This window comes from Actinomyces sp. HMSC08A09, from assembly GCF_001807465.1.
Taxonomy (GTDB): domain Bacteria; phylum Actinomycetota; class Actinomycetes; order Actinomycetales; family Actinomycetaceae; genus Actinomyces; species Actinomyces oris.
Genome location: NZ_KV789136.1, coordinates 1 through 23,174, shown reverse-complemented (window position 1 = coordinate 23,174; position 23,174 = coordinate 1). Strand labels below are relative to the sequence as shown.

Annotated in this window: 22 protein-coding genes and 1 tRNA gene; 10 read left to right on the top strand and 13 right to left on the bottom strand. The window is 70.0% G+C overall.

Annotated features, from left to right (window positions below; all coding sequences use genetic code 11):
• The 5 genes from rplA to HMPREF3165_RS09490 all read right to left on the bottom strand — a co-directional run.
• Positions 1 to 684, bottom strand: a 684-nt coding sequence (gene rplA / locus HMPREF3165_RS09510) for a 50S ribosomal protein L1 (protein WP_070512839.1), incomplete at its 3' end; no start/stop codon positions are given.
• A 98-nt stretch (positions 685 to 782) separates the two neighbouring features.
• Positions 783 to 1,214, bottom strand: a complete 432-nt coding sequence (gene rplK / locus HMPREF3165_RS09505) for a 50S ribosomal protein L11 (RefSeq protein WP_003789267.1) — start codon at positions 1,212 to 1,214, stop codon at positions 783 to 785.
• A 258-nt stretch (positions 1,215 to 1,472) separates the two neighbouring features.
• Positions 1,473 to 2,285, bottom strand: coding sequence for a transcription termination/antitermination protein NusG (gene nusG / locus HMPREF3165_RS09500; RefSeq protein ID WP_070512836.1), 813 nt, complete (start codon positions 2,283 to 2,285; stop codon positions 1,473 to 1,475).
• A 135-nt stretch (positions 2,286 to 2,420) separates the two neighbouring features.
• Entirely contained in the window at positions 2,421 to 2,657 is a 237-nt protein-coding gene (gene secE / locus HMPREF3165_RS09495) for a preprotein translocase subunit SecE (RefSeq protein ID WP_003789264.1), read from the bottom strand.
• A gap of 96 nt (positions 2,658 to 2,753) precedes the next feature.
• Positions 2,754 to 2,826 (bottom strand) — tRNA-Trp (locus HMPREF3165_RS09490).
• A gap of 208 nt (positions 2,827 to 3,034) precedes the next feature.
• On the opposite strand from HMPREF3165_RS09490, the gene HMPREF3165_RS09485 reads away from it, so the two are divergent.
• Both HMPREF3165_RS09485 and HMPREF3165_RS13890 read left to right on the top strand, forming a co-directional pair.
• Positions 3,035 to 4,249 (top strand): pyridoxal phosphate-dependent aminotransferase, encoded by a 1,215-nt coding sequence (locus HMPREF3165_RS09485; RefSeq protein WP_070512834.1) that lies wholly within the window; start codon positions 3,035 to 3,037, stop codon positions 4,247 to 4,249.
• Positions 4,250 to 4,412: 163 nt separating this feature from the next.
• Complete coding sequence (locus HMPREF3165_RS13890) at positions 4,413 to 5,468, top strand: variant leucine-rich repeat-containing protein (RefSeq protein ID WP_256275250.1); 1,056 nt, start codon at positions 4,413 to 4,415, stop codon at positions 5,466 to 5,468.
• Positions 5,469 to 5,559: 91 nt separating this feature from the next.
• Here the strand turns inward: HMPREF3165_RS13890 and HMPREF3165_RS09475 are convergent, their stop codons facing one another.
• The gene (locus tag HMPREF3165_RS09475; protein ID WP_070512831.1) at positions 5,560 to 6,807 is read right to left on the bottom strand and encodes a phosphotransferase; all 1,248 of its coding nucleotides are present in this window, start codon (positions 6,805 to 6,807) and stop codon (positions 5,560 to 5,562) included.
• 373 nt (positions 6,808 to 7,180) lie between these two features.
• Here HMPREF3165_RS09475 and HMPREF3165_RS09470 point away from each other — a divergent pair, with 373 nt between their 5' ends.
• On the top strand, positions 7,181 to 8,134 hold the full coding sequence (locus HMPREF3165_RS09470; protein ID WP_070512828.1) for a hypothetical protein: 954 nt from the start codon (positions 7,181 to 7,183) through the stop codon (positions 8,132 to 8,134).
• A 178-nt stretch (positions 8,135 to 8,312) separates the two neighbouring features.
• Complete coding sequence (locus HMPREF3165_RS09465) at positions 8,313 to 9,398, top strand: adenosine deaminase (protein WP_070512826.1); 1,086 nt, start codon at positions 8,313 to 8,315, stop codon at positions 9,396 to 9,398.
• Between the two features lie 307 nt (positions 9,399 to 9,705).
• Here HMPREF3165_RS09465 and HMPREF3165_RS09460 read toward each other — a convergent pair whose 3' ends face one another.
• From HMPREF3165_RS09460 to HMPREF3165_RS09455, 3 genes are all read right to left on the bottom strand, one after another.
• On the bottom strand, positions 9,706 to 11,010 hold the full coding sequence (locus HMPREF3165_RS09460) for a UDP-N-acetylmuramate dehydrogenase (protein WP_083303277.1): 1,305 nt from the start codon (positions 11,008 to 11,010) through the stop codon (positions 9,706 to 9,708).
• Positions 11,011 to 11,113: 103 nt separating this feature from the next.
• Complete coding sequence (locus tag HMPREF3165_RS13000; protein ID WP_003792170.1) at positions 11,114 to 11,212, bottom strand: 30S ribosomal protein bS22; 99 nt, start codon at positions 11,210 to 11,212, stop codon at positions 11,114 to 11,116.
• Positions 11,213 to 11,358: 146 nt separating this feature from the next.
• Positions 11,359 to 11,601 carry a helix-turn-helix domain-containing protein gene (locus HMPREF3165_RS09455; protein WP_003789249.1) on the bottom strand — a complete coding sequence of 81 codons (243 nt, stop codon included), beginning with the start codon at positions 11,599 to 11,601 and terminating at the stop codon, positions 11,359 to 11,361.
• Positions 11,602 to 11,877: 276 nt separating this feature from the next.
• On the opposite strand from HMPREF3165_RS09455, the gene HMPREF3165_RS09450 reads away from it, so the two are divergent.
• Positions 11,878 to 13,500, top strand: a complete 1,623-nt coding sequence (locus tag HMPREF3165_RS09450) for a TrkH family potassium uptake protein (protein WP_070512823.1) — start codon at positions 11,878 to 11,880, stop codon at positions 13,498 to 13,500.
• Between the two features lie 77 nt (positions 13,501 to 13,577).
• On the opposite strand, the gene HMPREF3165_RS09445 is transcribed toward HMPREF3165_RS09450, so the two are convergent.
• On the bottom strand, positions 13,578 to 14,246 hold the full coding sequence (locus HMPREF3165_RS09445) for a TetR/AcrR family transcriptional regulator (RefSeq protein WP_070512820.1): 669 nt from the start codon (positions 14,244 to 14,246) through the stop codon (positions 13,578 to 13,580).
• Between the two features lie 123 nt (positions 14,247 to 14,369).
• Here HMPREF3165_RS09445 and HMPREF3165_RS09440 point away from each other — a divergent pair, with 123 nt between their 5' ends.
• Positions 14,370 to 15,965, top strand: a complete 1,596-nt coding sequence (locus HMPREF3165_RS09440; RefSeq protein ID WP_070512816.1) for an MFS transporter — start codon at positions 14,370 to 14,372, stop codon at positions 15,963 to 15,965.
• Positions 15,966 to 16,005: 40 nt separating this feature from the next.
• A complete protein-coding gene (locus tag HMPREF3165_RS09435) occupies positions 16,006 to 16,674 on the top strand; it encodes a potassium channel family protein (protein ID WP_009394109.1) in 669 nt (222 codons plus the stop codon).
• Positions 16,675 to 16,731: 57 nt separating this feature from the next.
• Here HMPREF3165_RS09435 and dhaM read toward each other — a convergent pair whose 3' ends face one another.
• The 3 genes from dhaM to dhaK form a co-directional block, all read right to left on the bottom strand.
• Positions 16,732 to 17,148, bottom strand: coding sequence for a dihydroxyacetone kinase phosphoryl donor subunit DhaM (dhaM, locus tag HMPREF3165_RS09430; protein WP_070512814.1), 417 nt, complete (start codon positions 17,146 to 17,148; stop codon positions 16,732 to 16,734).
• An 80-nt stretch (positions 17,149 to 17,228) separates the two neighbouring features.
• Positions 17,229 to 17,888, bottom strand: coding sequence for a dihydroxyacetone kinase subunit DhaL (gene dhaL / locus HMPREF3165_RS09425; protein WP_070512811.1), 660 nt, complete (start codon positions 17,886 to 17,888; stop codon positions 17,229 to 17,231).
• Between the two features lie 67 nt (positions 17,889 to 17,955).
• A complete protein-coding gene (gene dhaK, locus HMPREF3165_RS09420; RefSeq protein ID WP_070512808.1) occupies positions 17,956 to 18,981 on the bottom strand; it encodes a dihydroxyacetone kinase subunit DhaK in 1,026 nt (341 codons plus the stop codon).
• Between the two features lie 287 nt (positions 18,982 to 19,268).
• On the opposite strand from dhaK, the gene HMPREF3165_RS13885 reads away from it, so the two are divergent.
• The 3 genes from HMPREF3165_RS13885 to HMPREF3165_RS09405 all read left to right on the top strand — a co-directional run.
• Entirely contained in the window at positions 19,269 to 21,494 is a 2,226-nt protein-coding gene (locus tag HMPREF3165_RS13885) for a hypothetical protein (protein WP_256275249.1), read from the top strand.
• Positions 21,495 to 21,600: 106 nt separating this feature from the next.
• On the top strand, positions 21,601 to 22,104 hold the full coding sequence (locus HMPREF3165_RS09410) for a hypothetical protein (protein ID WP_020991897.1): 504 nt from the start codon (positions 21,601 to 21,603) through the stop codon (positions 22,102 to 22,104).
• A gap of 99 nt (positions 22,105 to 22,203) precedes the next feature.
• Positions 22,204 to 23,174, top strand: a 971-nt coding sequence (locus HMPREF3165_RS09405) for an SPFH domain-containing protein (protein ID WP_176747041.1), incomplete at its 3' end; no start/stop codon positions are given.

Here is a 23,174-nt window from a genome sequence, read left to right as displayed (position 1 = left end):
CTTGGTGACATCCATCGGGATGCCGGGGCCCATGGTGGTGGTCATGGTGGCCTTGAGGATGTAGCGGCCCTTCGAGGTCGAGGGCTTGAGGCGCAGGACCTCCTCCAGGGCGGCCTGGAAGTTCTCCGTCAGCTTCTCCTCGGTGAAGGAGGCCTTACCGATGATGAAGTGGAGGTTGGAGGCACGGTCCACGCGGAACTCGATGCGGCCGCCCTTGATGTCGGAGACGGCCTTGGCCACGTCCATCGTCACGGTGCCGGTGCGGGGGTTGGGCATGAGGCCACGGGGGCCCAGGACGCGGCCCAGGCGGCCGACCTTGCCCATGAGGTCCGGGGTGGCCACGGCGGCGTCGAAGTCCGTGTAGCCCTTGGCGACCTTCTCGATGAGCTCGTCGCCACCGACCTCGTCCGCACCGGCGGCGAGGGCCTGCTCAGCGCGCTCACCCTGGGCGAAGACGACGACGCGGGCGGTCTTACCGGTACCGTGCGGCAGGGACACGGTGCCGCGGACCATCTGGTCCGCCTTGCGGGGGTCGACCCCCAGGCGGAAGACAACGTCCACGGTGGCGTCGAACTTGGTGATCGAGGTGGACTTGGCCAGGTGAACGGCCTCGGCCGGGGTGTAGAGGACTCCGGACTGGATCTTCTCAGCCGCGGCGCGGTAGGCCTTGGAGCGCTTGGTCATCTGCTTCTCCTTGCAGTCGTGGTGTTCGGGCCGCGCGAGGCCCTTCCACGGTTTCGTATGGGGATTGAGTTGAGAGAGCCGGTGAGCCGGCGAGTGCCTCAGGCCTCGACGGTGATGCCCATGGAGCGGGCGGTGCCGGCGATGATCTTGGCAGCGGCCTCGATGTCGTTGGCGTTGAGGTCGGGCATCTTGGACTCCGCGATCTCACGCACCTGAGCCTGGGTCAGGGAGGCCACCTTCACGGTGTGGGGGGTGGCGGATCCCTTGGGGACGCCCGCGGCCTTCTTGATGAGCTCGGCGGCCGGCGGGGTCTTGGTGATGAAGGTGAAGGAGCGGTCCTCGTAGACGGTGATCTCCACGGGGATGACGTTGCCGCGCTGCGACTCGGTCGCCGCGTTGTACGCCTTGCAGAACTCCATGATGTTGACACCGTGAGCACCCAGGGCGGGGCCGATCGGCGGAGCGGGGTTGGCCTGGCCGGCCTGGATCTGGAGCTTAATCAGCCCGGCGACCTTCTTCTTGGGGGCCATAGGAATGGGTCCTTCTTACTTGTCCGGATGTGCTGCACGCCTGCCGTGCAGCCGTGGGTGCATGCGCACACACAAGCGCTCATCGTAGCCCGCTGCCGAGCCGAGCAGGGCGCCCGGTGCGCGGTATCACAGGAGATCTGCCTGTGATTCACGGCTCTTGAGCCGTGGCCGCTGGCGCAGCTCAGGCGGTTGTGGCCCGACGACGCTGTTCCGCGTCGTCGGGCCACAACGGCTGACGGGGCCTGTCCTCAGATCGCCTCAGATCTTGGCGACCTGGTTGAAGGAGAGCTCGGCCGGGGTGTCACGGCCAAACAGGGAGATGAGCACCTGGAGCTTCTGAGTCTCGGGAAGGATCTCGGCGATCGTGGCCGGGAGGGACTCGAAGGGGCCGTCGGTGACGATGACGGACTCGCCGACCTCGAAGGCGACCTCGAAGACCTGTCCGCCGGTGGCGATCTGGGTGCCGGAGCCGGACTCGGGGGCCGTGACCTCCGCGGCGGCGGCCTCCTTGGCGGCGATCTCCTCGGGCGTGGGGCCGAGCTGGGCGACGGCCTCCTCGAAGGTCAGCGGCACCGGGTTGTAGCGGTCCCCCACGAAGCCGGTGACGGCCGGGGTGTCCTTAATGGTGCGCCACACCTTGTCCGAGGTCTCCGGGTCATCCAGGTCCATGCGCACGAACACGTAGCCGGGGATGCGCACCCGGGAGACTTCCTTCTTCTTGTTGCCGTTCTTGATCTCGATGACCGTCTCCATGGGGACGGTGGCGTCGAAGATGTAGTCCTCGACCTCGAAGTTCTCGGCGCGGGCCATGATGTCGGCGGCCACGCGGCGCTCGTAGCCGGAGTAGGTGTGCAGCACGTACCACTGCCCCGGCAGGGCCGACATCTGGCGGCGGAACTCGGCCAGCGGGTCGACGACGGGCGCCTCCTCGGCCGGCGCGGCGGCCTCGTCGGTCGCATCGGCCTGGGCGGCCTCAACCGGCTCGACGGCGTCACCGGCGTCGTCGGTCGCGAGCGAGGTCAGGGCCTCGACGTCGTCGGGAGTGGTCTGCGAGGAGACATCCTCAGACATGGTGTACCTGCTTTCCAGTGGCGTGAGACGAGCGGATGCGACGGGCCGCGCGAACAGCAGCGGCGTCGGGAGTAGACGTGGTCAGGGGCGCAACCGCGCATCCCCAATGAGGGTACGGCCGCAGAGGCCGGGAGGTCAGGCGAAGAGCCACATGACGGCCCGGTTGAAGGCGAAGTCCAGTACCCCGGTGAAGGCCATGATGGCGATGATGAAGACGACCACTACCGTGAAGTAGGTCCACAGTTCGTTCATGGTGGGCCAGACGACCTTGCGCAGCTCGTCAATGACCTGGCGGATGAACAGGGCGATGCGCCCGAAGAAGCCGCGCTTGGTGGCCGACTTGCCTGTCGCGGCGCGTGCGCTCTCGCTCATGAATCTGGGTCCTCAGGGTCGACGGTCAGGTCAGTTCCCGCACAGCGGGGAGAAGACGAAACCGACGGGATCTCCCGACAGATCCGCCGTTCTCAGCAGGGCAGGCGGGACTCGAACCCACAACCGCCGGTTTTGGAGACCGGTGCGCTACCAATTGCGCCACTGCCCTTCAGCGGTGCTCTAGTCTGCCATACGAGGAAGCCTTTGCGGTAACCGCAGGCCGTGGGGTGCGCCACGCCGGGGCCGGCCGGGGTGCAGTGCCTTGCCACGTCCCCAGAGGAGCCCTGGAGGCGCCCCGGAGGTTCTCCGGCGTCGTCATCGGCGGATCAGACGTGTTTCAGACGCACGGATGTCGCTGGTCGTGGGACCATGGTCGGGTGACACCTGCACCCACGCACCGCGTTTCCGCCCGACTGTCCGCCATCGCCCCCTCCGCCACCCTGGCCGTCGACGCCAAGGCCAAGGCCCTCAAGGCCGCTGGCCGCCCCGTCATCGGCTTCGGCGCAGGAGAGCCAGACTTCCCCACCCCCGACTACATCGTTGAGGCCGCCGTCGCCGCCGCGAAGGACCCGGCCAACCACAAGTACTCCCCCGCCAAGGGACTGCCAGTCCTGCGCGAGGCCATCGCCGCCAAGACGCTGCGCGACTCCGGCTACGAGGTCTCCCCCGACGACATCCTGGTCACCAACGGCGGCAAGCAGGCCGTCTTCCAGGCCTTCGCCGCACTCGTCGACCCCGGCGACGAGGTCCTGCTGCCCGCGCCCTACTGGACTACCTACCCCGAGGCCGTCGCCCTCGCCGGAGGTACGACGGTCGAGGTCTTCGCCGGGGCCGACCAGGACTACAAGGTCAGCGTCGACCAGCTCGAGGCCGCCCGCACCGAACGCACCAAGGTGCTGCTGCTGTGTTCGCCGTCCAACCCGACCGGCTCGGTCTACACGCCCGAGGAGCTCACCGCCATCGGCCAGTGGGCCCTGGAGCACGGGATCTGGGTCATCACCGATGAGATCTACGAGCACCTCCTCTACGACGGCGCCCAGAGCGCGCATGTCGTCAAGCTGGTTCCCGAACTGGCTGAGCAGACGATCGTCCTCAACGGCGTGGCCAAGACCTACGCCATGACCGGATGGCGCGTGGGCTGGATGATCGCCCCCAGCGACGTCATCAAGGCCGCCACCAACTTCCAGTCGCACCTGACCTCCAACGTCGCCAACGTCTCGCAGCGCGCGGCGCTGGCAGCCGTCAGCGGCGACCTGGCCGCCGTCGAGCAGATGCGCACCGCCTTCGACCGGCGCCGGCGCACGATGGTGGAGATGCTCTCGCAGATCGAGGGACTGACCGTGCCCGTGCCCCGCGGCGCCTTCTACGCCTACCCCAGCATCGAGGGGCTCGTGGGGCGCACGCTGCGCGGCACCACGATCGACAGCTCGGCCACGCTGGCGGCGCTCATCCTCGAGTACGCCGAGGTCGCCATCGTTCCCGGTGAGGCCTTCGGCCCCTCGGGCTTCGTGCGGCTGTCCTACGCGCTGGGCGACGACGACCTGGTCGAGGGCGTGGGCCGGGTCCAGAAGCTGCTGGCCGAGGTCGAGTAGCGCCTGAGGCTCCACCCCTCCGTCTCCTCGCCGAGCCGGGCAGGTTTCGCGCAAGCCGACAGAACGTCTGTCGGGCGCCGCAAAACCTGCCCGGCTCGGCGTTTGATACCAATGTGGTTGCGGCCCGGCCTTCCGTCTCCTTGAGGGATCTATCATCCGATTCGTGCCCGCCCACACTCCCGACGATGAACGTCGCGCCGCCGACCCCAGCACCGAGCCCGAGGTGCTGGAGTACCTCGCCAAGGCATTTCCCGACCTACGACCGGTCGTCGCCGCCAATCCAGCTATCCCCGCGGTGCTGCGCGAGCAGGTTCTCCAGATGGGTTTGGGCAACTTGTCTCAAGTTTCACCCGCAACCCCGGTAAGCGCGGCGACAGCATCCGACTCGACTCACCTCAGGACGGCCAAGACTGCGGCCCTGCCCTCGATCACAACGACCGACTACCGCAGCTCACCGCACACCGAGGCTCCTGTGAGAGCGACGGTGCAAGCAGATCCTCACACGGCGATCCTCAAGACATTACCGACCATGCCAACGCGGGCAGCCGCACCGGCACCTGCTCAGACAGCGCCCGTCGAACCATCCGAGCCCCGACCGGCCTCCCGCTCCGGGTCCCGCACCGGGCTGATAGCCGCCCTGGTCATCACCCTGGTCCTGGCCGTCGCCGCCGCCGGAACCTTCGCCGGGATGCTGCTGGCGAACCGGGATCGACAGTCGGAAACGACAACGGCTTCAGCCGCTTCCGCAGCACCAGCCCCCACCCAGGCGGCAGAAACATCGGCGGGGCAGAACGCCCAACCGACCGCAGACGCCACCGAGGCCGAAGCGACACCGCTACCCGACAAAGGACCGACTCTTCCCCCGTCAGCCAAGACCTACTCCTACCAGTACGTGGACACCCCGTCGAAGAACATCTCCTGCATCCTGTACGACGAGGGGGTGGGATGCTCAATCCTGGAACGGAGCTACGCCTCCTCCGGGATGCAGGACTGCCCCGACCGGGAGTTCTCCATCGTGGCGCTCGCCGGTCGCACCGAGGTCCGCTGCGGAGAGGAGTACCTGGGACAGCCTGGGGACACCTTCCACACGCTCCAGTACGGGGAGACCACGACGTTCTCCGACTACGCCTGCACCTCACAGTCCAAGGGGATGACCTGCTGGAACACAATCACCGGCCGCGGTTTCACCATCTCCAGGGACTCGCACGTCAGATTCTGAGCACCCCGATCCGGGCAGGTTCCGCGCAAGCCGACAGAGAGTCTGTCGGGTACCGCGAAGCCTGCCCGGCTCGACGTGCGATGGGTGGGCTTCAGTGGGCGCCGCGGCGGGCCTGGATCTCTCGGCCCTGCGCCAGCCAGGTCTCGGCGCGAGCCAGGCGGCCCTCAGCGTCGGGGCGCCACGGACCGCCGTCCTCGCGGCGGGCGCCGGCCACCAGGGACAGGACCACGCCGGCGCAGCGCGCACGTAGGGAGACCGGATCCACCTGCCGCTCGGCCATGCGGGTCCAGGTCTCCAGGATGGGACGCAGCTTCGGGTAGGAGGCGGGCGCCAGGTGGTCCAGCACGCTGACGTGCCCCAGCAGACAGGCCAGGTCGTCAACCCGGTAGCCGGGCCCCAGGGAGTCCACGTCGAGCAGGCTGGTGACGGACTCGCCCTCCATGAGGACATTGGCCTCGTAGAAGTCGCCGTGGACCGGGACCGGCCGACCGGCGTCGGAGGCGGCCATGAGCTGCTCGACCCCCTCGGCGACGGCCCGGGCGCGGGCGGCGTGCTCGGGCAGGACCGTGGCGGCGGCGTGCGCGTAGTGGCGGGCCCGCTCCGACCAGGCGGCGTGCGCCGGCAGCTGCATGGCGCTGGCCGGCAGGGCGTCCAACAGCGAGATGAGGCCGTTGAAGACGCGTTCGCTGCGCGAGACGCTCATGCCCTGGGACAGCAGGCCGGACAGGGCCACTCCTCGACCGGTGGACAGCAGGACGAGCCCATCGGGGTCCTCCCGCAGGACCTCGGGCGCGGGCACACCTGAGGCCGTCAGCAGGCGGTGGCGCTGGGCGAAGGACGGGGCCTGGCTCGGGCGCAGGACCTTGGCGTAGGCGGTGGTCTCATCCGGGAAGGTGGCGCGCACGACCGCTCGACGGGTGGGCCGGTAGGCGACCATCGTGGCCTTGACCTGCGTGCCGATCCGGGCCGAGAGCAGCGAGGGCGTACAGGCCACCACCAGGCCGGGAAGCTCGGGGTCGGCCGGGTGGCGCCACACATGGACCGCGGGGCCGTCCCCGCCGGTGGGGGCTACCCGGGTCAGTCCCGGTGCGTGCGCGTTGGACAGGCGAGCCGTCGTAGCACACAGGTACTCGGTGGTAGAACGCCCGTTGGGCGCGACGACAACGGCCGTGTACCCCACGGACACCCCCGCTCCGGGGCGATGGTGGACTGAGTGGACCTCCCAGCTGGCCAGACGCTGGCCGGCCGGGGCGAGGGCGGCGGAGAGCACGGACGCGGCACGCGGCCCCGTCAGCAGGGCCACCTCCTCGGGCTCCTGGGACGCCGACGAGTGGTTCATAGCAATTAGTCTGCCCCACCCACCTGATGGTTCGCCTCCAAAACGGCCCCGAGTGTTCGACAACAGCGGAAGCCCACCCGTTCCCGCACGATGCGCCAGGTGGTCCAGGTGGAGGACGTGCAGGGGCACAGATCTGCCACTAGATCTGTCACTCCTGGCGACATTTAGGTCGGCTCGGGGAGGGGGCGCCGGGACCTTGCCCTCTATCTGCGCAGGTCAGCGCCGTTCCCTCCTGTCGCAGGCTGTCGGTACCGGGCGGAAAAGTCGCCAATCGTGACAACGAAGGCACTGACAACACCGAGGGACGTCCGACGTTATCCACAGCGCCATCCCATGTCTTTTACCTCGAAGCACCGTTTGACATTATTTAAATATGTTTGATGATGTCCGCCGCAGCGATGTGCGCGCTCGGCTACTGGCCAGGAACGGCGCAGCCCGGCTCTCCTCACTGAGCCTCACCCGGTCAGAGCGCAGGACGGTGGCGCGCATGCTGTCTGAGAAGGCGTTGACCTCCCACCCCGGTCACGTCGTGTCCCTGCCGTCGGCCAAGACCTTCGTCGTCACCTGCCGCCGACTGGGAGGCGTGGTGAGCTGTGGACACGCGATGAAGCACTACGGCATTCCGCTGAGGACATCACCCGGTGTTCTCCATGTCGCCATCCCGGCACAGCGAAGCCGCGTTCCCGATGCGATCGGCCGCACAGTGGTCCACCGCGTCAGGGGACTGGCCTTGCCCGAGGACACTCAGCCACCAGTTGCGCAGGTCGAGCAGGCTCTCATCTGCTTCATGCGCTGCGCCGATGAGCTCGATGCCCTCATCGCTCTGGATGCGGCCCTGCGCCTGGGATACACGACCCGCGCACAGCTGGAATCCGCGTTGCCGGGCCCGCGCAACGCATCGCTGCGATCCCTGCTCTCCCAAGCCTGCCCAGGGGCGCGCTCCCTGCTGGAGACGATCGCCCGCCACGACCTGGAGCAGGCCGGATACCACCCCGTCGCGGCGGTCATGGTGGACGGGGTCGGCGAGGTGGACCTGGTGCTCAGCCAAAGGCCTCAGGCGATCGTTCCCGGGCCAGCGGAGGGCACCCATGTCCTCACCGCAGCGGCCTACCCGGCCCTGCTCATCGAGACAGACGGCTACACCTACCACTCCTCCCGCCCGGACTGGCACAGCGACCACCTACGCGATCAGGCTGCTCTCGCGCGCGGTCATACCCCGTTGCGTCTGACCAGCGACCAGGTACTGGATCGGGAGACGGTGCGGATCGTCTCCTCGGTGGCGCGCCGGCTCGGAATCCACCCGGATGTCACTCCTGGCGACCTTTAGGTCGAGTCGAGGCGGGGTGGCCAGGCACCTCTCCCCTATCTGCGCTGGTCCGCCCCCTCCTCTCCCCTCGCAGGCTGTCAGTGGCTCCGGGAAAAGTCGCCAATCGTGACACTTCGGTGTCTCCTGCCTCGCGTGGGAGGGCTGCCGGTGGGGTGCGAACGCGTGGAAGAATCCACCCATGCGAGACCTCGCCACTCTTCCCAAGGCGCACCTGCACCTGCACTTCACGGGGTCGATGCGCCTGGAGACCCTCATTGAGCTGGCCTCCAGCGCGCGCACGCGCCTGCCCTCGAACTTCCTGGACGGCGACCCCCTGCGCGTGCCCGCTGACCGGCGCGGCTGGTTCCGCTTCCAGCGCGCCTATGACACGGCCCGGGCCCTGGTGCGCACCGAGGAGGTCATGCGCCGCATCGTCCTGGAGGCCGCCCTGGATGATGCCACCGAGGGCTCGCGCCGCCTGGAGATCCAGGTCGACCCGACCAGCTACGCCCCCTTCGTCGGCGGGATCACCCCGGCCCTGGAGATCATCCTCGATGCCGCCAAGCAGGCCACGGCCCTGAGCGGGGTGGAGGTGGCGGTCATTGTGGCGGCCTCCCGGATGCGTCACCCGTTGGACGCCCGCACCCTCGCGCGCCTGGCGGTGCGCTACGCCGGGGATCAGCCGGGCGAGGTGATCGGCTTCGGCCTGTCCAACGATGAGCGCGCCGGGCAGACCTCCTCCTGGGAGCGGGCCTTCGCCATCGCCCGCCGGGGCGGCCTGGCCTCCATGCCGCACGGAGGGGAGCTCTTAGGACCCGACCACCTGCGCGAGGTCGTCTCCGCGCTTAGCCCCACACGCCTGGGCCACGGGGTTCGCGCCGGTGAGGACCCCGCCCTGCTGGAAGCGATCGTCGCCTCCGGCATCAGCCTCGAGGTCTGCCCCGCCTCCAATGTGAGCCTGGGGGTCTATCACAGCCCCGACGACGTCCCCCTGCGTACGCTCATGAGCCATGGAGCGCAGATCGCCCTGAGCGCCGACGACCCCCTGCTCTTCCAGTCCAGGCTCGTCGACCAGTACGAGATCGCCCGGACCCTGGGCTGCGGCGACGCCGAGCTGGCCGAACTGGCCCGCGGCTCGATCCGCGCCTGCCTGGCCTCACCGACGGCGAAGCGGACCTGGCTGGCCGAGGTGGACGCTTGGCTGGCGGCGCCCGACCAGGCTCTGGGAGCGCAGTCCGACGGCCCGGAGGCCGGCGACCTTGAGTCTCGCGCGGTTGCGCGCTAGGGGCTAGAACCGGCAGCGAGCACGCCCGGATAAGGACTCTGAGACGCAGAACCACGCCCCAGGGACAGGGACAGTGCCCGCAGCGACCGCTCCCCAGAGCCAGGGGCGCCCGCGACGGACCACATACTCGCGCGGTGAACTACGGGGCTACCGGGGCTTTGGACAGGCAACCTAAATGCCGACCTGGACGGGCTCGGGCACAAGGGTGACGCCATTACGCTCATGCACGCCGGCCACCATCGCATTGCACAGGCACCCCGGGACGCGCTGACACTTACCGGGGCCGCCGGGGCTTTGGACAGGCGGCCTAGAAGCCGACCTGGACGGGCTCGGGCACAAGGGTGACGCCGTAGCGCTCACGCACGCCGGACACCACCGCGTCACGCAGGCGCGCCAGGTCCGCCCCTGTCGCACCGCCCCGGTTGGTCAGTGCCAGCACGTGCTTGGTGGACAGCCCGGCCGGTGCGCCGGCCTCCACGGCGAAGCCCTTGCTGAAGCCGGCGTGGTCGATGAGCCAGGCGGCGCTGGTCTTGACCAGCCCCTCGATGACGGGGGCGGCCTTGGTTCCGAGCACCACCTGCGAGTGGTCGGTGACCGGGAAGCGGGGTGCGTCCTCCGGCAGGTGCTCGGCCTGCTCCGTGGTCAGGATCGGGTTGGTGAAGAAGGAGCCGGCCGACCAGGTGTCGTGGTCGGCGCCGTCCAGCACCATCCCCTTGGAGCGGCGCAGCTCGAGAACCGCCTCGCGCAGCTCGCGCTCGGGCACGCGCTCACCCAGCTCGACGCCGAGCGCCCCGGCCAGCTGGGAGTAGGCGATCCGGGAGGACAGGGAGCCCTGCCGCACGGCGAAGGTGGCGTCGAGAACCACCCAGCGCCCGGTCGGCCCCCACAGGCGCCCGCCACCCACCTCGGTGTCGGTGAGGGACTGCTTGAGGCGCGAATCCCGGTAGGCCAGCCCCAGCTCACCCAGGGCCAGCCAGACCACCCGGTTGCGCAGGCGGTCCCAGGCACGCACGCTGGCGATGAGCTCGGCGACCTCGGCGCCGTAGGCCCCGATGTTCTGCACGGGGGCGGCGCCCACCGTGCCAGGGATCCCAGACAGGGGCGCGAACCCGGCCCACTGGCTGGCGATGGCCTCGCGCACCAGGTCGTCCCAGGTGGTTCCGGCGGTGGCGGTGACCTCGACGCCGCCGCACACCGAGTCCGAGACGAGCGAGACCTCGGCGCGGGCGTCCCGGATGACGAGACCCTCGAAGCCTGCGTCGGAGGCCATGATGTTGGAGCCGCCGCCGATGACGAGGACGGGCGTTCCGGCGGCGTCGGCCTCGCGGATCGCCTCGGTCAGCTCGCTCTGCGTGGTGGCCTCGACGTAACTGCCCACCGGGCCGCCCACACGAAGCGTGGTCAGCTCGGCCAGGCTGGTCGGCCGGGCACCGGAGCCGGGCGTGTGCGCCAGGGCCTGGACGGGTGCGGGCCAGGCGGACGGGTCGACGTCGACGCTCAGCGGGACGGTGCAGTCGCCTGCCACCAGCTGCGGCTCGATCGACGGCGCAGTCGGCACCGTCGAGGCCTCAGCGGGGGCAGCGGGGGCGCGGTCATCTGGGGTGGTGGTCAACGGAGGTCTCCGCTCTTCCTGATCGGTTCCTCGTGAGACAAGCAGGGCCCCGCTCACACCAGTAGTGTGCACGGAGCCCCGAGACGCGGGCGGGCCGCTCGTCTCACTTCTTGTTGCGACGCTGGTGACGCGTCTTGCGAAGCAGCTTGCGGTGCTTCTTCTTGGCCATGCGCTTGCGGCGCTTCTTGATGACGGATCCCATGAGATCTCCTCGCAGTTCGCTTGTAGTGCCCGCAGACCCTCCCTGCGGGCCGAGGCAGGCCGGCGAGGGTTATGCCATGGGGCGGTTGGTCGGCGCGTGAGGCTCAGCGGCCGACCACGCAGGTGACCGCCTGAGTGTAGCGGCTCCTAGGACCCTGATGCCTCTGACGCGTCGTGGCCCCAGTCACCCAGCCCGGCGGACAGGTAGTCGTGAACGGCACGCTCGGGGACGCGGAAGGAGCGTCCGACCTGCATCGCGGGCAGGTCGCCGGAGTGCACCATCCGGTAGACGGTCATCTTGGACACGCGCAGCATCGCCGCCACCTCAGCCACGGTGAGGAACGAGGGGGCGCCGGAGGCGCTGGGGGATGTGGGAAGGCCCGGTGCCATGAGCTTGAGGTCCGTTCGTCGCGGGTGGCCCCGTCGGGGCAGGAACACAGCCAATATATCTCCGCACCAGCCTTAGCACAGGGTTTCTCGGGCCCCATTCGCCACAGGCGTCGCATTTCACACTCGGTCACCAATTGTCGCTGCGGCATCCTCACAGATCCGCCCCTGATCCGGCCGTCAGGACGGCGAGCACCGGAGGCCGCTCACCGGTCCCACTCGAACACACCCGGCCCACGACGCCGGGAAACGTGACGAAGCCCCACCAGCGGGACCACAATGGCGACCGTGCCCCAGACAGACACCGCCCAGGAGCCGGAGCCCGGCCGCGGTTCCCGCGGCGAGCCCCCGACCGGAAAGCGCGGCGCCTCCCAGGCCGGCCGGCGCCGTCAGGCCCACTGGCATGCCCCACTCGTGGGCGTCGTCGGCCATGCGTGGAAGCGCCACAAGAAGCCCCCGAATTCCAGACAGGGAGCCGACCCCCTCGAGGAGCCATCGCCCCTCCCCCCGCTGCCGGGTACGGAGCCCACCGGGATTCGCCGCCTGCTCAGGCACATCGAGCCCCTCGGCCAGATCGCGAGGGCCGCCCGCTTCTACCCGGCCCGGCTGGCCGTGATCGTCTTCGCGGCCATCATCGTGGTGGTGACCGGCCTCCTCAGCCTCCCCATCGCCACGACCAGCGGGGAGCGCTCCGACTTCCTCGACGCCCTGTTCACCGCCACCTCGGCCGTGTGCGTCACCGGCCTGAGCACGGTGGACACGGCTGCCTACTGGTCCACCTTCGGACACGTCGTCATCATCCTGGCCGCGGCCGTGGGCGGTCTGGGAGTCATGACCCTGGCCTCCCTGCTGTCCCTGGCGGTGTCCCGGCACGTGGGACTGACTCAGCGGATGCTGGCGGCCTCGGAGAACCAGTCGCGCCTGGGCGAGGTGGGGCGGCTGCTGCGCGCCGTCATCTACACGGCCGCCGGCTGCGAGCTCCTCCTGACGCTCATGCTGCTGCCGCCCTTCCTCAGTCACGGTCTCGATGTGGGCCACGCCCTGTGGTACGCGGTCTTCATGGCGCTGTCGATCTTCAACAACGCCGGCTTCGTCATCATGCCCGAGGGCCTGGAGGCCTACTCCACCGACTGGTGGATCGGCCTGCCGATCATCCTGGGGACCTTCATGGGCGCCGTCGGCTTCCCCGTCATCCTGGACATCATGGGCCGACGCCGCCGCCCCCGTACATGGAGCCTGCACACCAAGCTGACCCTGACGACCTACCTGGCCCTCACGGTCGCCTCGACCATCGCCATCGCCACCTTCGAGTGGAACAATCCGCTCACCTACGGTTCCCTGCCCACGAGCGGGAAGATCATGACCGCGCTCGTCAACGGCGTCAACGCCCGCTCCTCAGGGCTGTCCACGATCCCGCCCGAGCACATGCACGAGGCGACCTGGTTCCTCCAGGACGCCCTCATGTTCGTCGGTGGCGGCTCAGCCTCGACAGCCGGCGGCATCAAGGTGACGACCTTCGCGGTCCTGCTGCTGGCGATCCTCGCCGAGGCCCGCGGCGACCAGGACATCGAGGCCTTCGGGCGGCGCATCACCCCCTCAACCGTGCGCCTGAGCGTGGCGGTGGCCTTCATCGGCTCCAGCATCATCGGACTGGCCACGCTCCTGCTGCTGCAGATGACCAACCTGTCCCTGGACCGGATTCTCTTCGAAGTCATCAGCGCCTTCGCGACCGTGGGCCTGTCCACGGGCATCACGCCCTCCCTGCCGGACGGGGCTAAGTACGTCATCGTGGCGCTCATGTTCGTCGGCCGCGTGGGCACGATGACGGCGGCCAGCGCCCTGGCGCTGCGCGAGCGGCGCCGCGTCATCCGGATGCCCGAGGCCAGCCCGATGATCGGCTGACCGGGGCGGCAGCCCCACTGACGTCGGGCGGCCCCCTGTTTCCGGGGACCGGTGAACGCCCTCGGGAACTGTCAGGATCACGCCCCCTCTGGAGCGAGCAGCTGCCTGAGAGTGGCGGCCGCGCCCTCCACATCAGCGCGGCCGGTGATGAGCTGCTCGACGATGAGACCGAAGGAGACGCTCTGGATGAGGGAGGCCAGCTGCTCGGGACTCAGACGGCTGGAGATCGTCCCCACCCTCTGCCCGTTGCGACACAGACGGGCAAGACCTCCGTGGATGTCCCGGTAGCTCTCCTGGACCAGGACGCTCATCTCGGGATCACGGGTCAGCTCCCCCCAGGCGTGGTAGGCCAGAGGCGCCCAGGAGCTCAGACCGACGTCGCCAGGACCCTGAAGAGCGTCATCCTGCCGGTCCACCTCTGAGTCGGCTGCCGCGCCGTGCCGCTGGTAGTTGAGCAGGGTGAGCGCCTCAATGAAGTCCTGTTCGAAGTCGAGCGGCTCCTCGGACTCGGCGATCCGCTTGATCCGCTCGACGAGCGGCCCCATGCGCCTGGTCAGGACCGCCCGAACGAGAGAGCGCTTGCCCTCAGGGAAGTAGCGGTAGACCGTCGATGACGACATTCCGGCCGCGGCAATGACCTCGTCCATGGAGGCGGCCTGGAAGCCGCTGCGCGCAAAGCACTCCTCGGCGGCCTGCAGGATCCGGTCGGTCTGACGCTCCCGGTAGGCGGCGGTCACTCGTGGCATGAGTTCAGGATAAGCGACTCAAAGCACACCCCAAATCGAAACGATCGTTGTTGACTAGGCATCGCGGGAAGCCTAAACTCCCGAGCGCAAACGAAAACGATAGTTTTGATATGGAGGTTTGCGATGACACTCACAGCGTCACCCACTCTCAAGCAGACCGAGTCAGCACCGGAGATACAGGAAAAGACTCCCGCAGCCGTGCAGCGGCCCAACCGCCGCGCAGTCATGGTCAGCGCCGTCCTCACCCAGCTGATGATCGTCCTGGACCTGACGATCATCGCCATCGCCCTGCCGCACATGCAGGAGGACCTGGGAATGACCGTGTCCCAGAGCCCGTGGACGGTCACCGGCTACAGCCTGGCCTTCGGAGGCCTCGTACTCTTCGGGGGACGGCTCTGCGCCGTGGTCGGCATCCGCCGCTCCTACCAGGTCGGTCTGATCGGATTCGGGATCGCCAGCCTCGCAGCCGGGATGGCGACCTCGTTCCCCGTCCTGCTGGCGGCCCGCGTGGCCCAGGGCTGCTTCGGCGCCCTGCTGGCCCCCACCTCGCAGTCACTGCTCAATGTCACCTTCACCGAGCGCACTGAGCGGGAGCGGGTCTTCGCGATCTTCGGCGCCACTGGCGGCCTGGGAGCGGCCGTCGGACTGCTTGTCGGCGGAGCGCTGACCGACTGGTTCAGCTGGCGCTGGGCCCTCTACATCAACATTCTCCTGGCCGCCGCCGCACTGCTCATCGGGCAGCGCAGCCTCCCACCGGCCGACCAGCGCGACCGCGACTCACGCATCACTGATGACCTGAGCGGCCTGGTCCTGGGCTGCGGAGCCTGCTTCAGCGCCGTCTACGGGCTCGACCGGGCCCAGCAGACCTCCTGGACCTCCACGTCGACCGTCAGCTGGCTGGCACTCGGCGGCATCGCCGCGGTGCTGTTCGTGGTCCGTGAGCGCTTCGCGAGCCGCCCGGTGCTGCCCCTGTCGATGATGGCACTGCCAGTGCGGGCGGCCTCCTACGCCACGCAGTTCGTCGCCGGCGCCGCCCAGATGGGGGCGATCATCTACCTGACCTACTACATGCAGAACCACTTCGGCTACTCGCCCCTCAAGAGCGGGGTCGTCTTCCTCCCGATGGTCCTTGCGTTGATCGCCACCGCGATCCCAGCCGGGCACATCATCGTGCCCAGGCTCGGGGCGCGCGGCACCCTGCCGCTGGGGCTGGCAGTATTGGCGGGAGCCTTCCTCATCTTCTCCCGCATGACCACGGAATCGACTTACGAGCACGTGGCACTGCCCGGCCTCATCGTCTTCGGGATGGGCCTGGGGCTGACGATGCCGGTCACCTTCAACTCCGGCACTCGCGGGGTGGATGCGAAGCGGACCGGACTGGCCTCGGCGATCCTGAGTGCCGCCCAGCAGATCGGCGGGTCGTTCGGGGTGGCACTCATGACCTCCTACGCCACCCAGCACGCCGAGGACTACGTGACCGACCACGCCGCGCAGGTCAAGGCGGAAGCCATGGAGGCGATGATGCGCGCTCAGGCACTACCGCAGTCGCCCACGGGCAAGCAGATCATCGAGACCCTCAAAGCCCAGCTCGTCGACCGCGCGCAGATCGAGGCCTACTCCGGCGGCTTCACGATGATGATGTGGATCCTGGCCGGGGCGGCGACGGTCCTGGTGGCCTGCGGGATCGGCCTGAGCCTCCGTCGACGCCGCAGGAGGTAGCGTAGGGGCCACTGCCTCACGGCCGACCTCAGGAGACCTCATGCCTGCCCCGCTCTCGCGCACCGACTCCACGCTCGTCATCGGGCTGGGACGCTTCGGCTCGGCCGTGGCCGCCACCCTGGACCGGCTGGGGCGCGAGGTGCTGGCCGTGGAGGCCAATCCCGCGACCGTGCGGCAGTGGACCGGCCGCATCCCCCTGGTGGAGGCCGATGCCACGGACGTGGAGGCCCTCGAGCAGCTGGGCGCCACCGAGTTCGGCACCGCGGTCGTGGGGGTGGCGACCTCCCTGGAGGCCTCCGTCCTCATCACCGGTAACCTCGTGGACCTCGAGACCCCCCAGATCTGGGCCAAGGCCATCTCCCGCGCCCATGGCCGCATCCTGCGCCGCATCGGCGCCCAGCACGTCGTCTACCCCGAGTTCGACGCCGGTCAGCGTGCCGCCCACCTCGTCTCGGGCCGCATGCTCGACTACATCGAGATGGAGAAGGGCGGCTTCACCATCGTCAAGATGCGTCCGCCCACGGAGCTGCACGGATTCACCATCGGGCAGTCCAAGGTGCGCTCGCGCTACGGGGTGACCGTCTTCGGCCTCATGAGCCCGGGCGAGCCCTTCGAGTACGCCACCCCGGACACCCTGGTCTCAGCCGAGGACGTGCTCGTCGTCGGTGGGGACGCCGCCCTCCTGGAGCGCTTCGCCAACCGCGCGTGAACCGGCCCGGCGGCCCCTGACGCGACGGCTGATGCGACGACGCGCGTCAGAAGCACGTCAGAAGGCGGCCACCTGGGAACGCTTGGCCTCGGCGGCACCGTCGGCCTCAGCAGCCACGGCCTGAAGATCCTTGCCGATACCGGCCGCGCCGTAGGCGCCGAGCAGCCCCTCGACGAAGGGCGCCGCCGACAGGCGCGTCCGCTCGGCGAGGGCCGGATCGAGCATCTCCAGAGCCATCTCGGCGCTCATGACCCCGCTGCCCAGGTCGGCCAGGACGAGGACGCCCTCGCAGCGCTCAGCCAGGCGCTCCACGGCCTCGACAACAGACCCGGGGTCGGTACCCAGCCCGCCGTCGGCCAGGCCCGCGGCCAGCTCGACGGGGACGTCGACGGCCACGATGAGCCGGCGCGCCAGGTCCATGGCGGCCTCGGCCAGGGCCCGGGAGTGGGAGACCAGGACGATGCCGACGCTCACGGCGCCACCGCTCGGCCACTCCGGCTCAGGGACCGCTGGGGACTGGGGAAGGTTTGCGGGACTGGCAGGACTCACCGGGATCACAACGCCCTTCCGGCCACGACGTCGTCGAGTGCTGTCAGCAGCAGGACGGTGGAGGCGGCACCGGGGTCGATGTGCCCCACCGAGCGCTCCCCCAGGTAGGAGGCCCGCCCCTTGGTGGCCACCATGGGCTTGGTGGCCTCGCGCCCCTCGGCGGCGGCCTGCACGGCGGCCGCGACGCCGGCGGCGAGGTCGCCGGGGTGGGCGCGCAGGGCATCCAGGGCCGGGCTCCAGGCATCGAGCATGGTCTTCTCCCCCGTGGTGGCCCGCCCCCGTGCGGCGAGGCCGCCGACCCCGGCCTCCAGGGCGCCCGCGAGCGCCTGGGCGTCGAGCACCTCCAGGCCGGCCACGGCACCCCCGGCACGCAGGAAGAAGGTGCCGTACAGGGGCCCGGAGGCGCCGCCGACGGTGGAGACCAGGGTGGTGCCGACCTTCTTGAGCAGGGCGTCGGCGCTGGCGAAGCTGCCGGCCTCCACAGCCTCGACGGCGGCGGCCAGGCCGCGCTTCATGTTGGTGCCGTGATCGGCGTCGCCGATGGCGGCGTCCAGTTCGGTGAGCTCTTCGGCGTGCTCGGCGATGAGTGCGGCGCTACGGCGCACCCAGGTAGCCAAGTCCGCCACGCTCAGCGAGTGGCGGGCGGCTCCCACCTCTGCGGTCATGTCGCTTCTCCTTACAGTCTCCTTGGGGTGCCCGCAGGCGATCGGGCACCCCGATTGTGTCAGGTCCTCACGCTCCCCAGCGCAGGCCTGGCGTGTTGACTGGGGCGTCCCACAGGCTCAGCAGCTCGGCGTCGGCACGCACCAGGGTCAGGGAGCAGCCGGCCATGTCGAGGCTGGTGATGTAGTTGCCCACGAGGTTGCGGGCCACGGTGATCCCGGCACCCTCAAGGAGGCGGGCGATCTCCCCGTACATGAGATAGAGCTCGAGCAGCGGGGTGGCGCCCATGCCGTTGACCATGGCAATGACGCCCTCGTCGGCGCCGGCACTGTCCAGCTCGGTGAGCGCGGTGAGCTCAGCCAGGATGGGGGTGACGAGACGCTCAGCGATCTCAGCGGCGGGGGCGATCTTCTCGCGGTGGCGTCCGGGCTCGCCGTGGATGCCGATGCCGATCTCCATCTCGCCCTCGGGCAGGTCGAAGGAGGGCTTGCCGTTGGCCGGGACGGTGCAGGAGGTCAGGGCCATCCCCATGGACCTGCCGGCGGCGTTGACGCGCGCGGCGATACCGGCGACCTCGTCCAGCGGGCGCCCCTGCTCGGCGGCGGCGCCGGCGATCTTCTCCACCATGACGGTCACGCCCACGCCGCGGCGTCCGGCGGTGTAGAGGGAGTCCTCGACGGCGACGTCGTCATTGGTGACGACGCTGGCGACCTGGATGCCGGACTCGGCCTCGACGATCTCGGCGGCCATCTCGAAGTTCATGACGTCGCCGGTGTAGTTCTTGACGATGTGCAGCACGCCGGCTCCACGGTCGACCGCGCTGGTGGCGGCCACCATCTGGTCGGGGACCGGGGAGGTGAAGATCTCTCCGGCGCAGGCGGCGTCGAGCATGCCGGTGCCCACGAAGCCGCCGTGGAGGGGCTCGTGCCCGCTGCCTCCCCCGGAGATGATGGCGACCTTGCCCTGCTCCTTGGGCCGGCGGCGGTAGACGATGTGCTGGTCGAGGTCGATGTCGAGCTCGTGGGGGTGGGCGGCGGCCATGCCCCGCAGGGCGTCCGTGACCACGTTGTCAACGGCGTTGATGAGTTTCTTCATGGCGCTGACGCTACCGCGCCACGGGCCCGCGTGGGGCGCCTCGGGCACCGGGGATCTCGCCCTGTGCACATCGGTGCAGGTTGCCGCGGCCTTGTCGGGGCGGATGCGCGCCGCAGCGGCCGGCGGCCCCTCCCAACGCGCCGCCCCAGCGGCGTCACCCCCTTGCCCTGCTCAGCGTGAGCGTCGCCACCACCCGGCCTGGGCGTCACCCGCAGAGATTCTGGGGACTATCTGGGGAGGCCCTTTTTTCGCGGCACCATCGAGTCGATTACGGGCAGGATAGGGGTATGGATCTGTCCGTCGTCGCCGTCGTGGCCACTATCGCAGCCGGTGTCTCCATCCTGGTCGCCGTTGCCGCCGTCTTCGCCGCCCGGCGCTCGACGGCGCATGCGGACCTGGCCCTCAAGGAGGCCTCACGGATCTCCCGGGCGAGCATCTCGCGGATCAACGAGGTCCAGTCCGAGGCCAGCTCGGCCCGCCTGGCGGCGCGTCACGCCGCCGAGCGGCTGCGCTCGATGACCAAGGAGCGCACGACCCCTGACAGCGTCGCCGCCTACCGGGTCTTCCTGCGTGAGGTCGTCGAGGACTCCAAGCACCTGCTGGGCCCCGAGGGCACCGGGACGATGAAGAATGAGGCGCTGGACCGCCTGCGGGTGGGGGCCCTGGTGGGTGGCTCGGACGAGGTGCTGCGCGCTATGCGGAACTTCGCCCTCCTGCGCACTCAGCGGCCCGAGGCCCCGTGGCCGAGCGCCTACGCCATGGCCTACGCGCGTCTGGAGTCGGACCTGGTCACCGCGATCCGCAATGACCTGGGATCCTCCGAGGAGTCCCTGACCGCCGACCAGATCTGGGGCGCGGTCAACGCCCGTTGCGTCGACCCCGCCTTCCGGCTGGCCCTGCTCAGTCCTCTGGAGGACGTGCTGCGCAACGCCGGACAGGACCCGACCCACTACGACCTGGACCACATCGCCAAGTTCGCCGACTACCCGAGCCCCGCCTCCCCCGCCGGGGCCACCCGGGCCAGTGGAGTCACTGGAGCCACAAGGGCCGTGCCCTCGACGGACGGCGCCCGCGCCTCCGGCTCCGAGCCCCGGCGGCGCTCACGCCGGGCGCGCAACCGGGTGGAGAGGAGGGCCTCGGAGGCGCCCTCCAGGCCGGCCGCCGCCCCAGTGTCCGACGCCGATGTCGTCTGGCCTCCGATCACCCCCGGGCGCCGGGGCGGGCGGGCAGCGGCTCCGGCACGCTCCATGACCATTCCCGAGCCGGCCCGGCCGGTGGTGCCAGCAGCGCCTGCGACGACGACCGCCACCACCGGCTCACATGCGCCGGTGCCCGAGCAATCCTTCTCAGCCGCCGCCCTGGGCGAGCAACCCGGCAGCGCGGAGCCGTCGGACCCAGCGGCTGCCGTCCCCATCCTGGAGCCGCGGACCGACGCGCCCTCGGGGCCGTCCACCGACTCGCTGCCCGAGGCCCCGCCACAGGCCGCCGACGCCCAGTCGGCGCCACCGGAGCAGACCTCCGCACCTGAGGGCCAGCCCCAGCACTCCCCCGCGGGCCCGAGAAGTCACCGGGAGCCCCAGGCGCCCAGGAGAGTCTTCGAGGACCCGACCCCCAGTCGCATCTCCCGGCGTCGACGCACCCAGGCCGCCCTATCTGGTTCGTCCATGCAGGCAGCCGCGGCCCCTGACGCCATCACGGTCACGGGGACGGTGACAACCTCGCCCCTGTCCGCCTCCGTGGCAGCGACCTCGGGAGCGTCGACGGCCTCGGCCAACACCGAGGAGACCGAGCCGGTTCTCGCCTCGACTCCCCCCGGAACGCAGACAGGGCGCCACACCACCGAGGAGCCCGCCTCACCGATCGCAGCGGCCGCTGCCGCCGGCGCCGCACCGGCAAGGCCCCAACCGGCCCAGCCGGCCCAGCCGCGCCCCCAGCACACCGGCGCCCAGGCGAACCCGCCGGCCGAGCGCCAGGTCGGGTCACCAGTGAGAGCCGTGGCTGTATCCGCGCAGACCGTCACTGTGCCCACCGGACCCACCGGGCCCACCGGGCCCCAGCCCTCCTCGGCCGCGGCAGCCGGTGCGATTCCGGCCGCGGCCGCCGGCTACGGGTTCCTCCCGCCCCAAGGAGGACCCCAGGCCTCCGCCCAGGTACCCGGGAGCGCCGGCCATCCCGTCCCCGACCCATCGGGCCCGCCCATCCTGACCGCCTCCCAGCAGGCAGACCAGTCCTCCGCAGTGGCAGCCGCCGGTGCCGTCCCCGCCGACGCCGTCGGATCCCACCGGAAGGCAGCGGTCACAGTGACCACGGCTGGCACAGCCGGCACAGGTAGGACCGCCGGCACCGCCGCCCCGGCCGGCCCCGAGCAGGGGACCGATCCGGCGATGCAGGAGACCATGACCATTCCCACCAACCCCTCCGCTGCGACGGCCATCCCGACGGCGACGTCCTGGTCCTCGGCTGCGCCGCCCCTGCAGGACTCCGGTCGGCTGCCGCGCGCCCGCGGCGCCTGAGTCCACCTGGGTTGTTCTTCCCATCCCAACCCCGACTTGACGTGCCGGCCTGCGTGGCAGAATCCAGGTGTCGGAGGTCGAGGGGCCTGCGCGGAAGGGAGCTGGTGTGGGCGTCTTCGCCTGGTGCGCGATCATCGGCTGCACCGTCCTGGTGGCCGGCATCCTGTTCGACGGACTGCTGGACGCCCTCCTGCCCGATGGGCTCGTGCCGATCCTCGCTCTGCCTGTGGCCGTGTTCGGCGCCATCGGCATGGGGGTGACGGCGACGACGGGCTCGGCCGCGGCGCAGGTGCCGGCGGCGGTGCTGTGGGGCGTTCCCACCGCAGCAGCCCTCGGATCCGGTGCACTCATGCGCTGGCTGTGGAACCGACTCAGGCGCTCCATGCCGTTGGACACGGCTCCGCCCACCGCCACCGAACTGGTCGGTGAGAAGGTCACCGTCCTGTGGTGGAAGGACGGCAGCGGTGAGGTTCGCGCGGTCACGCGCGGCCACCAGCTCACCTTGCCGGCGCACTCCGAGCAGCCGCTGCGCTCGGGGCAGAGCGCCTGGGTGCTCGACGCCGTCGACTCCACCCTGGCCATCGTCCCCTGGGAGCAGATCAGCGACTGAGCCCACCGGGAGCCGCTGACGGACCGCACCCCACCTGTTACTGCGCCGTCTGCCCACCATCCTCCTTCATCCCATCTTCCCGCACAGAAAGGAACCCGCATGGGTGTATCACTCATCGGCCTGATCGCCGTCGTCGCCATCATCGTGCTGGCGGCGGTCGCCTACCTGTTCAGCCGCATCGTCGTCGTCCCCTCCAACCTCACCGGTCTGATCTCCGGATCGAACCGGGGCACGGTCAAGATCGTCCACCCCGGTGGACGCGACTTCGTCCTGCCGGTCATCCAGACCATCCAGTACCTGCCCTTCACCCAGACCACGATCGGCTTCAAGGTCACCGCCGAGGACGAGAACAAGATCCACGTCAACGTCGCCGCCGTGGCCGCCGTCAAGGTGGGCGACTCCGACGAGCAGGTGCGGGCCGCCGCCAAGCGCTTCCTGGGCAAGCCCAACACGGACCAGGCCATCGCCGACTCCGCACGGGAGGCGCTCATCGGCTCCCTGCGCTCGATCATCGGCCACATGACGGTCACCGACCTCATCTCCGACCGCGACGCCCTGCAGCGCAACGTCTTCGACGACGCCAAGAGCATCATGGCCAACATGGGTCTGGAGATCGACATGCTCCAGGTCTCCGAGATCACCGACGCCGGCGGTTACATCGAGTCCCTGGGTGTGCCCGAGCAGCAGCGCGTCGAGAAGGACGCCCGCATCGCGCGGGCCAACGCCGAGCGTGAGGCCCGCGACGCCGAGGTCACCTCCCGCCAGCAGATCGCCGAGCGCGAGCGCGACCTGTCCCTGCGTCAGGCCCAGCTCAAGGCCGAGACGGACAAGGCCCAGGCCGACGCCGACTCCGCCGGCCCGATCGCCCGCGCCGCCAAGGAGCGCGAGATCGCCATCATCGGGCAGGAGGCGGCCGAGGCCAAGGCCGCCCTGACCGAGCGCGAGCTGGACTCCACCGTGCGCAAGCCCGCCGACGCCGCCCGCTACCAGCGCGAGCAGGAGGCTCAGGCCTCCAAGACCGAGGCGCTGCTGCGGGCCCGGGCCGACGCCGAGCGCCCCCGCCTGGACGC